Source organism: Planococcus daihaiensis (genome assembly GCF_049262615.1).
Classification (GTDB): domain Bacteria; phylum Bacillota; class Bacilli; order Bacillales_A; family Planococcaceae; genus Planococcus.
The window spans coordinates 254815-268469 of the sequence record NZ_CP175504.1 but is presented as its reverse complement, the minus strand read 5'-3'; the positions used below and the strand labels follow the sequence as shown (position 1 = coordinate 268469).

Sequence of the window (13655 nt, the reverse complement as noted above, 5' to 3'; positions counted from 1 at the left end):
GGCTTCGATGAATGTCTATTCAAAGAAGCCTTTTTCTTATGGAAAAAGGTGATAGCATGAGAGTTTTATTTATTGGAGATATCGTCGGATCGCTTGGCCGCGATGCATTGGAATCGTATTTGCCGCGCCTGAAGAAAAAATACAAGCCGGATGCGGTCATCGCAAATGGCGAAAACGCCGCTGCCGGCAGAGGCATCACGAAAGCGATTTATCAGGATCTGCTGTTCATGGGCGTCGACATGGTGACGATGGGCAATCATACGTGGGACCAAAAAGAGATTTTTGATTTTATTGACGAAGTGGATTATTTGATCCGTCCGGCGAACTTTTCAGCGGAAGCACCGGGACGCGGAATGGCGACCCTCACGAAAAACGGCAAAACCTTGTCGGTGATCAACCTGCACGGCCGCGTGTTTCTGCCGCCGCACGACGATCCTTTCCAAAAAGCGGACGAGCTGTTGGCAGAAGCGAAAGAACTTTCGCCATTGGTATTCGTAGATTTTCACGCAGAAGCGACCAGTGAAAAAATCGCCATGGGCTGGCATCTCGACGGCCGGGCATCCGTAGTTGTCGGGACCCATACCCATGTACAGACAGCGGATTCGCGCATCCTGCCAGGGGGCACCGCTTATATTTCAGATGTCGGCATGACAGGCCCTTATGATGAAGTGCTCGGCATGAACAAGGAGTCGGTGCTTTACCGGTTCAAAACCAATATGCCGACCCGTTTTGAAGTGCCAAAGCGCGGACGGGCTGTTGTCAGCGGCTTCTTCACAGAAATTGATGATGACACGGGCAAAGCGGTTTCCTGCGAACGGATTTATATCAACGATGATCACCCATTCCGCGGATAGCTTGGCAGTTGGTGACAATTCTACGACAAATATGGCAATTTGCTTGTAGGACGCCATACCTTTTCAGTATAATAACCGTAGAGGTCCGAATTCGATTGTGGGCCAATACATCAATGAAAAATAACTGAAACTAAAACATGGTCGGTGAACACTTAAATATTGCCGCCGGCCAAGAAGTGGGTGTCTAATAGATGACTTATACTAAAGACGAAATCGTAGCAAAATCACGCGAAGTGGCGGATATGATCGCTGCAACCGAAGAAGTGGATTTCTTCAAGCGTGCAGAAGCACAAATCAATGAGAACCAGCAAATCCGTGAAAAGATCGCCAGCCTGAAAAGCCTTCAGAAGCAAGCGGTCAATTTCCAGCATTACGGCAAGGAACGTGCACTTGAATTGATTGAAGGCAAAATCAAGAAAATTGAAGACGAAATTGACGCTGTGCCGATTGTACAGGAATTCAAGCAATCACAGAGCGATGTCAATTCGTTGTTGCAGATGGTGTCGACTGCAATCGCCAACCAGGTGACAAACAACATCATCACAGAAACCGGCGGCGACTTGCTGCGCGGCGAAACAGGCTCGAAAGTGAAAAACGATTCACAAGGCGGCAGTTGTTCGTAAGCCTTGAATTCTATAAATGACCACAGTTTGAACCGAAAGAGCTCTTGCTCTTTCGGTTTTTTCTTTTATGCCGCTATTTTTGTTATAATGGAGAAACGAAGAATCGATTGCGAAAGAGGTTTTAAAATGGCGATTACACCAATGATGCAACAATACTTTCAAGTGAAAGCGGATTACCAGGATGCGTTCCTGTTTTTCCGGCTTGGGGATTTTTATGAAATGTTTTACGACGATGCGCTGCAGGCGTCCCAATTGCTTGAAATTACGCTGACCAGCCGGGGCGGCAACGGCGACGACCGCATTCCGATGTGCGGTGTCCCGCATCATGCAGCGAAAAATTACATAGACCAGCTGATTGCCAAAGGACATAAAGTGGCCATCTGCGAGCAGGTGGAAGATCCGAAATTGACCAAAGGGGTCGTCAAACGGGAAGTGGTGCGGCTCATCACACCGGGCACCCATACCGAAGGCAAAAGCGTGGATTCCAAATCGAACCACTTTATCGCAGCAGCAGAAGAATTGCCGGGCGGTTTTTCATTGTCCTATATCGATATCTCGACGGGAGAATCGACAGCCACTTACATAATGGGGCAGGGCAAAGCGCTGCTTCAGGAATTGCAATCACTTGGGATCCGCGAATTGGTCGTTTCCGATTCCCTGTTCCTATTATTGAATGAAGATGCGCAGGATCTATTATTGTCGATCGAACCGATGGAATTTTTATATGAACTGGATGGCTCGTTGGTGACAGACTGTCCAGCAGAACTGACAGGCAGCAGCCATCGCCTGCTGACGTATATTGCCCGCACACAGAAACAATCGCTGGAGCATATCCAGCCATTCGCTTATAACGAAGAAGGGCAATTGCTCAGCATCGATTTTCATTCCAAGCGCAATCTTGAATTATTGCAATCAATCCGCGGAGGGGAAACGAAAGGAACGCTGCTTTGGCTATTGGATGAAACAGTTACCGCGATGGGCAGCCGCAAGCTGAAGCAATGGCTGCATCAGCCGCTCGCCAACCGGGGTCGCATTGAACTTCGCCAAAGAATGGTGGAATCCCTTATCGAACATTATTTCACCCGTGTGGAGTTGCAGAATGCCCTGAAGGAAGTGTATGACCTCGAACGGCTGAGCGGACGCATTGCATTCGGCAGTGCCAGCGGACGTGATTTGGCACAACTGAGAAGTTCACTGGAAAAAATCCCTGCAATTATCGATGAACTTACCGGGTCGGGGAATCAGCAATTGAGCGATTTTGCAGTGGGGCTCGACCGCTGCGGGGAAGTTTGTGAGCTGCTCGAAGCGATCAGCGATAATCCGCCGTTGTCATCAAAAGAGGGTGGCGTCATCCGGGAAGGCTACAACCAGCAATTGGATGAGTACCGGGATGCGTCACGAAACGGCAAAGACTGGATTGCCCAGCTCGAGCAGCAGGAGCGGCAAAAGACCGGCATCAAAACACTGAAAATCGGTTATAACCGTATTTTTGGCTATTACATTGAAATCTCAAAAGCCAATATGCATTTGGCCGATCTGGAACGCTATGAACGCAAGCAGACTTTGGCAAATGCCGAACGTTATATTACGCCTGAACTGAAAGAAAAGGAAACTTTGATCCTGACGGCGGAAGAAGAAAGCCTGAATCTTGAATACAAATTATTTACCGTCATCCGCGACGAAGTGAAACAGTATATCTCCCGCATCCAAAATCTTGCCTCCACGCTGAGCGGATTGGACGTGTTCCTCAGTTTCGCGAATGTGGCGGAAAAATACCGCTTTACGAAACCGGACTTTACAGACACACGGGACATTTCAATTGTCGGCGGACGCCATCCGGTCGTTGAGAAAATGCTCAACAGGCAGCATTATGTGCCGAACGATTGCGTGTTGACGGAAGACAGCAATATGCTGCTTATTACGGGTCCGAATATGTCGGGTAAAAGTACGTATATGCGCCAGGTGGCTTTGACCATCGTACTGGCGCAAATCGGCAGTTATGTGCCGGCAGACTCGGCGAAGCTCCCGGTGGTCGATCAGATTTTTACGCGAATCGGAGCGGCGGATGATCTTGTATCGGGGCAAAGTACGTTTATGGTTGAAATGCTCGAATCGCAATATGCCATCACCCATGCCACCGAACGGAGCTTGTTGCTGTTTGATGAAATCGGCCGCGGCACATCCACTTATGACGGCATGGCGCTGGCGCAGTCGATGATTGAATATATCCACGAGAAGATCGGTGCCAATACCCTGTTTTCGACGCATTACCATGAACTGACATCGCTCGACCAATCACTGGAGCGTTTGCAAAACGTTCATGTGGCGGCAATGGAGCAATCCGGCAAAGTGGTATTTCTCCATAAAGTGAAACCGGGACCGGCGGATAAAAGCTACGGTATCCATGTGGCGGAACTGGCCAATTTGCCGCAGAAGATCCTGTCCCGCGCACGGGAATTATTGAAAACATTCGAAGCAGAAAAGAAGCAGCAAACGCAGCATATCGAACAATTATCATTTTTCGATGATCGCGACACCGATACCGAAGAAGTGATTCAGGCAATTTCAGACGCGGAAATAACATCGATGACCCCGCTTGAAGCGCTGCAGATGATCAATGAGCTGCAGTTGAAACTTAGCCGGAAGGAGTGATTTTATGGGAAAGATCCGTTTAATGGATGAACCTTTATCAAATAAGATCGCAGCAGGTGAAGTGGTCGAACGCCCAACGTCGGTCGTGAAGGAATTGGTGGAGAATGCCATCGACGCCGGCAGCGGCACGGTGGAAGTTCTGCTCGAAGAGGCGGGGCTGACATCAATCCGCATCATCGATAACGGAGCAGGAATGGACAGTGAAGATGCTTTGCTGTCTTTTTCCCGTCACGCGACAAGCAAAATTGCCAATGAACATGATCTTTTCCGAATCCGGACGCTGGGATTCCGCGGAGAGGCGCTGGCCAGTATCGCCTCAGTGTCGAAAGTGACTTTGCAGACTTCTGACGGTGTCAATGGCACATTCGTGCACCTGGAAGGCGGCCGATTGATCGACAGCCGACCGAATGCGCTGCGCCAGGGAACCGATATTAAAATTGACCAATTATTCTTCAATACACCGGCACGGCTCAAATACATGAAGACGCTGCAGACGGAACTCGGCCATACCATCGATCTGATGAACCGTTTCGCTCTCAGCTATCCGGCCGTGTCCTTCAAATTGGTCCATGACGGCAAAACGCTGCTGCAGACTTCGGGCAGCGGTGAAATCCGCCGTGTCCTTGCAGATATTTACGGAGTGGCCATCGCGAAGAAAATGATTCCGTTTGAAGGAGAATCCCAGGATTACAAAGTAACGGGTTACACGTCACTGCCGGAAATCACGCGGGCCAATAAAAACTATATCTCGCTGTTCGTCAACGGCCGCTGGGTCAAGCATTATGCCATCGCCACGACCGTGAACCGGGCGTACCATACCTTTTTGCCGCTGGAACGGCAGCCGATCACGGTGCTGAATATTGAAGGAGATCCTTATCTGACCGATGTCAACGTCCATCCGGCAAAACAGCAGATCCGCCTGAGCAAAGAAAAAGAGCTGATGGAATTGATCTATCAGACGATTCGCCAGGCAGTCAGCACGGCGGTGCGTGCACCGGTCATCGAACAGCCGAAAGCGAAAAAGAAGGCCTATGCTCCCTCCAGCCAACTCGATTTGTGGAAAACTTCGACTACTGTAAATGAACAGCAGGTGTCGGATCAGCCGGCATACAGCACGCCAGAGATTGAAGGGGTGCCATTCGAACAGCCTGCAGCTGAAGAAAATCTTGCACCGGTTGCCTCTGCTGCTGAATATTCTTCCGAACAACAGGGAATGGAGGAAGGTCCCCAATTTCCTGAACTGGAAGTCGTCGGCCAGATACACGGCACCTATATCGTGGCACAAAGCACCGACGGATTTTATCTCGTCGATCAGCATGCCGCACAGGAGCGGATCAAATATGAATATTTCCGCGAAAAAGTGGGGCAGGCGGATGCCATGGAACGGCAATCACTGCTGTTGCCGCTGACTTTTCATTACAGCCGGGACGAAGCGCTGCGGCTCCAAAACAATTTGGACAGTCTGGCAGAAATCGGTGTCTTTCTGGAAGTGTTCGGCGATTCGTCGTTTATTGTCCGGGACCATCCGACCTGGTTTCCGAAAGGTTTTGAACAGGAAGTGATTGAAGAGCTGATCGAACAGGTCTTGAACGGCAACCGCGCGGATGTGAAAAAGCTTAGGGAAGAGGCGGCGATCATGATGAGCTGCAAGCGCTCAATCAAAGCGAATCATTATTTGCAGAAGCCCGATATGGAACAGCTGCTGCGGGATCTCAAACGAGCGGAACAGCCTTTCACCTGTCCCCACGGCCGTCCGGTCATCATTCATTTCAGAACCTATGATGTTGAAAAGATGTTTAAACGAGTCATGAATTAGAGGAGGTATGCTGTGTTGGAAAGCTATATCTTATCCATCGACCAGGGAACGACCAGTACGAGAGCGATCCTGTTCAATAAAAAAGGTGAACTGGTCCATAGTTCTCAAAAGGAATTCAAGCAATATTATCCGAAACCGGGCTGGGTTGAACATAATGCGAGCGAAATCTGGGGCTCGGTGTTGTCGGTGCTTGCTGCCGCATTAACGGAAAGCGGTATCCAGCAAACGCAGATTGCGGGCATCGGCATCACCAACCAGCGTGAAACGACGGTGGTATGGAATAAAAACACCGGCCAGCCGGTCTATCCGGCAATCGTCTGGCAATCCCGCCAGACACAATCCATTATCGATAAATTAAAGGATGAAGGACTGGAAGATTGGTTTCAAGACAAAACAGGTCTCCGGCTCGATCCGTATTTTTCGGGCACGAAAGTCAAGTGGATTCTTGATAACGTGGAAGGCGCCAGAGCATCAGCGGAACGGGGCGATTTGCTGTTTGGCACAATCGACTCGTGGCTGATCTGGAAAATGACGGACGGCGCAGTCCACGTAACGGATCTTTCCAACGCTTCACGGACATTGCTCTACAATATTTTCGATTTGAAATGGGACGAGGAAATCTGTGAGAAATTGGGCATTCCGATCGGGATGCTGCCGGAAGTCAAATCGTCATCCGAAATATATGGTGAGACGGATCCTAACGTGTTTTTCGGCCAGCGGGTTCCGATCGCCGGCATCGCGGGCGATCAGCAGGCAGCGCTGTTCGGCCAGCATTGTGTGGAAAAAGGAATGGCGAAAAATACATACGGCACCGGTTGCTTCATGCTGATGAATACTGGCGAAGAAGCCGTGAAATCCGAAAACGGCCTGCTGACAACCATTGCCTGGGGGCTTGATGGGAAAGTCGTTTACGCGCTCGAAGGCAGTGTGTTTGTAGCGGGTTCGGCAATTCAATGGCTGCGGGACGGCATGCGGATGCTGAAAACGGCTGCGGATTCAGAGGATTACGCAAAACGCGTTCCGTCGACGGATGGCGTTTATGTGGTGCCCGCTTTCGTGGGCATGGGAACGCCCCACTGGGATTCGGAAGCCCGCGGTGCGGTATTCGGCTTGACGCGGGGCACGGAAAAAGAACATTTCATCCGTGCGACTTTGGAATCTTTAGCTTATCAAACAAAGGATGTGCTCGACTGCATGGAACAGGATTCCGGCATCGACATCCAAGTTTTGCGCGCAGATGGCGGAGCTGTTTCCAATGACTTCCTGATGCAATTTCAGAGTGATATTCTTCAAAAAGACGTGGAGCTGGCGAGGCTCAATGAAACCACGGCTCTTGGGGCCGCTTATCTGGCGGGTCTTGCCATAGGCTTTTGGAAAGATTTAAACGATATAAAAGAGTTGGCAACAACCCAAAAAACCTATGAACCACAAATGGACGAGCAAAACAGGGACAAATTATACAGCGGGTGGAAAAAAGCGGTTGCTGCTACCCGTGAATTCAGCAGATAAAGGGGGGATCGGGATGTTTTCAGCCAAACTTCGACAAGATAAGATGAATGAAATGGAAAATTATGGATTTGATTTGCTGATCATCGGAGGGGGTATTACGGGAGCGGGCATTGCGCTCGATGCTGTTTCAAGAGGCTTGTCGGTTGCCTTGATTGAAAAGAATGATTTTGCTTCCGGCACTTCCAGCCGTTCCACCAAGCTGATTCACGGCGGTCTTCGCTACCTGAAGCAATTTGAAGTGAAGATGGTGCGTGATGTCGGACGGGAACGGGAAGTGGTTTACGAAAATGCCGTACACGTCACGGAACCGCAATGGATGCTTCTCCCGTTCCATAAAGGGGGCACGTTTGGGCCTTTCACCACTTCTATCGGATTGCGTGTTTATGATTTTCTGGCCGGCGTCAAAAAAGGCGAACGGCGTAAAATGCTGTCTGCTGATGAAGCTTTGGCGAAAGAACCTTTACTTAAAAATGAAGGGCTCCAGGGCGGCGGCTATTATGTGGAATATCGTACGGATGATGCCAGGCTGACGCTCGAAATTTTGAAAAAAGCGGCAGAACTGGGGGCGCTTTGCCTCAACTATATGACAGCGGAAGACTTCTTCTATAAAAATGGCAAAGTAGCCGGTGTAACAGCGGCATGTACTGTCACGGGCAAGAAATTGTCGATTTCAGCGAAAAAAGTCGTAAATGCAGCGGGCCCGTGGGTGGATGAAATCCGCGACTTGGACTCGACAGCAGCTGATAAACAAATCCGACTGACAAAAGGGGTGCACGTCGTTGTGGACCGCAGCACATTTCCACTGCGGCAGCCGGTTTATTTCGACGCCCCGGATGGTCGAATGATATTTGCCATTCCACGAGATGATAAAGCTTATATTGGCACGACCGATACATTTTACAACGGGGACCCGGCAGAAGCGGCGGCAACGGCAGAGGATGTGGCCTATCTATTGGCAGCCATCGACCATATGTTTCCATCGGCAAAACTGGCCACTTCCGATGTCGAGTCCACCTGGGCAGGCGTCAGGCCGCTTGTATACGAGAAAGGGAAAGACCCTTCCGAAATATCACGCAAAGATGAAGTGTGGGAATCGGAAAATGGATTGATCTCCATTGCCGGTGGCAAATTGACCGGTTACCGCAAAATGGCAGAGGCAATTACCGATCGAGTCATTAAATCTCTGGAGAAAGACGGCGACAAAAAATATGGGAAGACGCATACGAAGGAGCTTCCTTTATCCGGGGGAGATTTCGGAGGATCGAAAAACTTTCCGCGCTTTGTTCACAGCATGGCGCTGCAATCACAGCAATTCGGTCTGACGCCGGAAGAAGGGCGCATGTTCGCTCAGTTTTTCGGAACAAATGCAGGGAAAGTGTTTGAACTTTATTGGAAACGCTCCACTGAACTGCATGAAGACGGATTACCGGATGTACTGGCTGCCGTATTGGCTTACACGATTGACAACGAAATGGCCCTCACGCCGGGTGATTTTTTCATCAGAAGAACAGGGGATCTTTATTTCCATATTTCCGATGTCATCCGGTACAAAGAACAGGTAATGGATTATATGGCCAAAGAGCTGAATTACAGCCCAGAGCAGAAAGACCGCTACCGCAAGGAATTGAACGATGAACTCGAGAAAGCAACCCGTTTTGGAAGGGGCGTGCCGCAATGAAGATTACAAAGAATTTTATAAGAGCCTCAGATAACAAGGAAATCTATTACGAAGTGTATTTACCGGCAGAACCGAAAGCCCACATCCACATCATTCACGGCATGGCTGAACATATTGCACGCTACGAAGAATTTATCCGATACTTGACGAGCCGCGGATTTGCCGTTTCCGGGCACGACCAAAGAGGTCACGGGCGCACAGCGGAAAGAAACGGTGTGGAAGGGTTTTTTGCCGAGCAGAATGGATTCGACCGGGTGGTGGACGATGTCAAAGAAGTCATTGCTGCGGTTCAGGACCAGATTGGTGAGCTTCCCTTCGTCCTTTTCGGCCACAGTATGGGCTCTTTTGTTGGGCGCCGCTATATTCAATTATACGGTGAGGGGATTAGCCGTGCTGTGTTCTCAGGAACAGGCGGCGACCCGGGAATGACCGGAAGCATGGGCATCCTGTTAGCCAAAGCGAATGGCAAACTGAATGGCAAGGATGAAAAAAGCAAAGCGCTTGGCTCCCTGGTGTTCGGACCGTTCATCAAGGATTTCAAAGAAGAAGGATCGGCATTTGCTTGGCTCAGCAGCGATGCTTCGGAAGTGGCAAAATATGAAGCTGATCCGATGAGCGGCTTTGTTTCCACGAATCAGTTTTTCGCCGACCTTTTCAAAGGCATGCTGCTGATCAATAAAAAAGAGGAAATCAGTAAAATCCGAAAGACTCTGCCGATCCTGTTGATCAGCGGTTCAGAAGATCCGGTGGGGCACAAAGGAAAAGATCTTTTTGCCGCAGCAGCAAACTATAAAAAAGCCGGCATTGAAGATGTACAAGTCTATTTGGGAGAAGGCGCACGCCATGAACTTCTCCATGAAGTGGAGAAGAAGCGTTATTTCAAAGTTCTCGCGGATTGGATGGCCGTCCATGATTGATGTGCTGGCCATAGTCGGTCCGACGGCATCAGGCAAAACGGCGTTAAGCATCGAATTGGCCAAAGCATTGGACGGGGAAATCATCAACGGAGATTCGATGCAGATCTACCGGGGCATGTCGATTGGCACGGCAAAAGTGAAACCGGAGGAAATGCAAGGCGTTCCGCATCATTTATTGGATATAAAAGATCCGGAAGAGCCGTTTTCAGTGGCAGAATACCAGCACCTTGTGCGCGGCAAGATTAAAGAAATTGCCGATGCCGGAAAACTGCCGATCATTGTGGGGGGGACAGGCCTCTATATTCAGGCTGTGTTATTCGATTACCGTTTTTCTGAATCGCAGGTCGACGAACAATTGCGCAATAAATTGTATCAGGAATTGGAGCAGTTTGGACCGGAACACATGCACAATAAATTGCTGGCAGTGGATCCCGATACCGATATCCATCCGAATAATACCCGAAGAGTGATCCGGGCGCTTGAAATTCAGCTGGGCAGCGAAGAAAAAGTGGACAGAAGCCTGGCATTGCAGCCGATGTACAACGAATTAATCGTCGGCATCGATATTGCACGGGACATTCTTTATGAAAGAATCGACCAGAGAGTCGAAGCGATGCTGGAGGAAGGTCTCCTGGATGAAGTGGAGAGGCTCTATAAGCGAGGCTTAAGGGATGTCCAATCGATCAAAGCCATTGGCTACAAGGAGATTTATGCATATTTTGATCAACAAATGAAGCTCGAGCAGGCAAAAATATTGCTCAAAAAAAATTCCAGAAATTACGCCAAACGGCAATTGACCTATTTCCGGAACAAGCTGCCGGTATATTGGATTGACGGGATGCTCGATTTAAGGGGAAATATTGAAGGAATTGAAAAGATTATGCAGGAAAACGACCGGTCACGTCGAATACAGTTAATTGGTGAACAAAAAAAGAACAAGTGAAATAGGGGGATTTACATGAAACCAGTTAATATCCAGGACGTTTATTTGAATCAGCTGCGTAAAAATAATATTTTTGTTACTGTATTTTTACTCAATGGCTTCCAGTTAAAAGGGACCATTAAATCCTATGACAATTTTACGGTGCTGGTTGAGACAGATGGCAAACAGCAACTTATTTACAAGCATGCAATCTCCACATTCTCACCCGCGAAAGCGGTCTCTATTGAACACCAGGAATAAGTATCGAAAAGCGACAACGAAAAGCGGACCGGCCACTGCTGTGGCCGGTCTTTTAATTGACAGCAACCACCTTTCCCTATAGCATTTTAATTGATTAGAATTTATTTGGAGGTTGATGGAGATGAAAACAATTACAACGGATGAATTGCTGGAACGTGTCGAAGCCGGCGAGCAATTAAACATTATCGACGTAAGAGAAGCAGATGAAGTGGCTGCCGGCATAATTCCTGGCGCCAAACATATCCCATTGGGTGAAGTGGACAACCGTGTAGCAGAATTTGAAAAGGGCCAGCCCTATTATATGATTTGCCGTTCCGGCGCCCGGAGCGGAAGAGCAAGTGAATTTCTGAATGAACAGGGAATCGATGTTACGAATGTCGAAGGCGGAATGATGAACTGGAAAGGTGAAACGACAGCCTGAACAATTTGTGTCCATGAAAAAACCGACCGGATTCCATTCCGGTCGGTTTTTTTAAACGGATGTAATTTTTCTGGAAGGCAAACGCCATTTATACGTGTAGGATAAGATACGCAACGCCGTGATGACTGCAAATAAGACATATAGATAAAAATCATTGCGGATCAAGTCTACACTGATCAGTAATCCAGCCATTGCTGCCCAGACCGCATAGATTTCCGCTTTCAGCACCAATGGTTTTCGGCCCGCCAGCATATCGCGTATGATGCCGCCTCCGGAACCCGTCAGCACCGCTGCGACGACAACTGCATAAACGGGGAGATTAAGCTCGACTGCAAACAAAGCGCCTTGTATAGCGAAAGCCGAAAGACCGATTGCGTCAAAAAAATGACCCCAACGGTTCCATTGCCCGAGCAAGCGGTGAGGGAAAAGGAAAACCAAGGTGATCGATACCAAAGCCAGTTGGATCATCAGTTCTTGTTCCCATAAATTTGAAACGGGCACACCAATCAGCAGGTTGCGCACTGCGCCGCCGCCAAATGCTGTCACCACGCCAAGAAGATAAACGCCGAAAATATCGTATTCCTCTTCCATCGCAATAATTGCCCCTGAAATTGCAAACGCGATGGTACCGATCGCACTTAATACTTCCCACGCCATAATCTTACCTCCCGCTTTCTTCAACTCTATGAATTGTATCAGAATTTGACGCAGTTTCAAGCACATGACAATAATAGAAGGAATAAATAACAGAATGGAGAAAATTATGCTAATGACGATCCGCAAGACAGAAGAAAAAATCCAAAAACAATTGCAGGCGGCAGATGACACCGCCCTTCATAATCAGCAGAAAGTGCTGTCCGCGTTCCACAGCCAAAAAGTCAGTGACCACCATTTCAACCCTTCCACAGGCTACGGCTATGACGATGAAGGGAGAGATACATTGGAGAGGGTCTATGCCGACGTGTTTAAAGCTGAAGCGGCGCTGGTCCGTGCGCAAATCATTTCCGGAACGCATGCCATCACCATTTCCTTATTCGGTGTTCTGCGCCCGGGCGATGAACTTCTGTATATTACCGGCAAACCTTACGACACACTGGACTCGATTGTCAGCGGCGGAGACCGCGATACAGGATCCTTGCGGGATTTTGGCATCGGCTACCGCCATATCGATTTAACGGCAAGCCACGACATCGATTGGCAGGGAGTCAGGGCTGCCGTCACTGAAAAAACCAAAGTCATTGCGATTCAACGTTCGAGAGGCTATGACACCCGCCCTTCATTTACAGTATCGGAAATTGAAGCAATGATTCAGCAGATTCGAAAGTTGAAACCTGAGGCCATAGTATTTGTCGACAATTGCTACGGAGAGTTTGTGGAAGATCGGGAACCGGTTGAAGCGGGTGCGGATCTGATTGCAGGATCACTCATTAAAAATCCTGGCGGAGGAATGGCCAAAATCGGCGGGTATATTGCCGGAAGGCAGGATTTGGTTGAAAAATGCGCTTACCGCATGACTTCTCCGGGTATAGGTGGAGAGGCAGGAGCGTCACTCAACACTTTGCCGGATATGTATCAAGGATTTTTCATGGCACCTCATATTGTTTCGCAAGCTTTAAAAGGTGCGATTTTCACTTCAGCCCTGCTCGAAGCTGCCGGCATGGTGACCAGTCCGCATTGGGCTGACAAGCGCACAGATTTGATTCAATCCGTTTCTTTTGAAACTGCAGAGCAGATGATTGCCTTTTGCCGAACGATCCAGGCCAATTCACCGGTGAATGCGCAATTTCTCCCGGAGGCGGCTTATATGCCCGGTTACGAAGACGATGTGATCATGGCAGCGGGAACCTTTGTGCAGGGATCAAGCATCGAATTGACGGCAGACGGTCCGATACGCCCTCCTTATACCGCGTATATACAGGGCGGACTGACTTATGAGCATGTGAAGATTGCGGTAATACATGCTGTCGAAGCTTTAAATACACAGAAAATACGTTGAGTTTTT

At 49.0% G+C, this 13655-nt stretch carries 12 protein-coding genes; 11 read left to right on the top strand and 1 reads right to left on the bottom strand.

The features are described from left to right. Positions 1-56 precede the first annotated feature (56 nt). The 10 genes from DHX103_RS01350 to DHX103_RS01305 all read left to right on the top strand — a co-directional run bounded on the left by DHX103_RS01350 (position 57) and on the right by DHX103_RS01305 (position 11653). Positions 57-854, top strand: coding sequence for a TIGR00282 family metallophosphoesterase (locus tag DHX103_RS01350; protein WP_422123485.1), 798 nt, complete (start codon positions 57-59; stop codon positions 852-854). A 191-nt stretch (positions 855-1045) separates the two neighbouring features. Beyond that, positions 1046-1477: a RicAFT regulatory complex protein RicA family protein gene (locus DHX103_RS01345; RefSeq protein WP_422123484.1), complete on the top strand. Its 432-nt coding sequence runs from the start codon at positions 1046-1048 to the stop codon at positions 1475-1477. Between the two features lie 126 nt (positions 1478-1603). Then, a complete protein-coding gene (gene mutS, locus DHX103_RS01340) occupies positions 1604-4129 on the top strand; it encodes a DNA mismatch repair protein MutS (protein ID WP_422123483.1) in 2526 nt (841 codons plus the stop codon). 4 nt (positions 4130-4133) lie between these two features. Beyond that, the gene (gene mutL / locus DHX103_RS01335; protein WP_422123482.1) at positions 4134-5945 is read left to right on the top strand and encodes a DNA mismatch repair endonuclease MutL; all 1812 of its coding nucleotides are present in this window, start codon (positions 4134-4136) and stop codon (positions 5943-5945) included. Between the two features lie 15 nt (positions 5946-5960). After that, the gene (glpK, locus tag DHX103_RS01330) at positions 5961-7454 is read left to right on the top strand and encodes a glycerol kinase GlpK (RefSeq protein ID WP_422124699.1); all 1494 of its coding nucleotides are present in this window, start codon (positions 5961-5963) and stop codon (positions 7452-7454) included. A gap of 13 nt (positions 7455-7467) precedes the next feature. Continuing rightward, positions 7468-9132 (top strand): glycerol-3-phosphate dehydrogenase/oxidase, encoded by a 1665-nt coding sequence (locus tag DHX103_RS01325; protein ID WP_422123481.1) that lies wholly within the window; start codon positions 7468-7470, stop codon positions 9130-9132. After that, a complete protein-coding gene (locus DHX103_RS01320; RefSeq protein WP_422123480.1) occupies positions 9129-10049 on the top strand; it encodes an alpha/beta fold hydrolase in 921 nt (306 codons plus the stop codon). The genes DHX103_RS01325 and DHX103_RS01320 overlap by 4 nt, the downstream gene beginning before the upstream one ends. Continuing rightward, on the top strand, positions 10042-10992 hold the full coding sequence (gene miaA, locus DHX103_RS01315) for a tRNA (adenosine(37)-N6)-dimethylallyltransferase MiaA (protein WP_422123479.1): 951 nt from the start codon (positions 10042-10044) through the stop codon (positions 10990-10992). Before DHX103_RS01320 ends, miaA begins: the two co-directional genes overlap by 8 nt. Before the next feature lie 15 nt (positions 10993-11007). Continuing rightward, the gene (gene hfq, locus DHX103_RS01310) at positions 11008-11232 is read left to right on the top strand and encodes an RNA chaperone Hfq (protein WP_033544068.1); all 225 of its coding nucleotides are present in this window, start codon (positions 11008-11010) and stop codon (positions 11230-11232) included. A gap of 121 nt (positions 11233-11353) precedes the next feature. Next, entirely contained in the window at positions 11354-11653 is a 300-nt protein-coding gene (locus tag DHX103_RS01305; RefSeq protein ID WP_422123478.1) for a rhodanese-like domain-containing protein, read from the top strand. A 51-nt stretch (positions 11654-11704) separates the two neighbouring features. Here the strand turns inward: DHX103_RS01305 and DHX103_RS01300 are convergent, their stop codons facing one another. Beyond that, positions 11705-12310, bottom strand: coding sequence for a trimeric intracellular cation channel family protein (locus DHX103_RS01300; protein WP_422123477.1), 606 nt, complete (start codon positions 12308-12310; stop codon positions 11705-11707). Positions 12311-12404: 94 nt separating this feature from the next. Between DHX103_RS01300 and DHX103_RS01295 the strand changes: the two genes are divergently transcribed. Then, complete coding sequence (locus DHX103_RS01295) at positions 12405-13649, top strand: aminotransferase class I/II-fold pyridoxal phosphate-dependent enzyme (RefSeq protein ID WP_422123476.1); 1245 nt, start codon at positions 12405-12407, stop codon at positions 13647-13649. Positions 13650-13655: the final 6 nt, after the last annotated feature.

Excerpts from the sequence above, each read along its gene's own strand:
- DHX103_RS01350 (WP_422123485.1), top strand. The coding sequence starts at position 57 with ATGAGAGTTTTATTTATTGGAGATATCGTCGGATCGCTTGGCCGCGAT.
- DHX103_RS01345 (WP_422123484.1), top strand. The coding sequence starts at position 1,046 with ATGACTTATACTAAAGACGAAATCGTAGCAAAATCACGCGAAGTGGCG.
- mutS (WP_422123483.1), top strand. The coding sequence starts at position 1,604 with ATGGCGATTACACCAATGATGCAACAATACTTTCAAGTGAAAGCGGAT.
- mutL (WP_422123482.1), top strand. The coding sequence starts at position 4,134 with ATGGGAAAGATCCGTTTAATGGATGAACCTTTATCAAATAAGATCGCA.
- DHX103_RS01325 (WP_422123481.1), top strand. The coding sequence starts at position 7,468 with ATGTTTTCAGCCAAACTTCGACAAGATAAGATGAATGAAATGGAAAAT.
- DHX103_RS01320 (WP_422123480.1), top strand. The coding sequence starts at position 9,129 with ATGAAGATTACAAAGAATTTTATAAGAGCCTCAGATAACAAGGAAATC.
- miaA (WP_422123479.1), top strand. The coding sequence starts at position 10,042 with ATGATTGATGTGCTGGCCATAGTCGGTCCGACGGCATCAGGCAAAACG.
- hfq (WP_033544068.1), top strand. The coding sequence starts at position 11,008 with ATGAAACCAGTTAATATCCAGGACGTTTATTTGAATCAGCTGCGTAAA.
- DHX103_RS01305 (WP_422123478.1), top strand. The coding sequence starts at position 11,354 with ATGAAAACAATTACAACGGATGAATTGCTGGAACGTGTCGAAGCCGGC.
- DHX103_RS01300 (WP_422123477.1), bottom strand. The coding sequence starts at position 12,310 with ATGGCGTGGGAAGTATTAAGTGCGATCGGTACCATCGCGTTTGCAATT.
- DHX103_RS01295 (WP_422123476.1), top strand. The coding sequence starts at position 12,405 with ATGGAGAAAATTATGCTAATGACGATCCGCAAGACAGAAGAAAAAATC.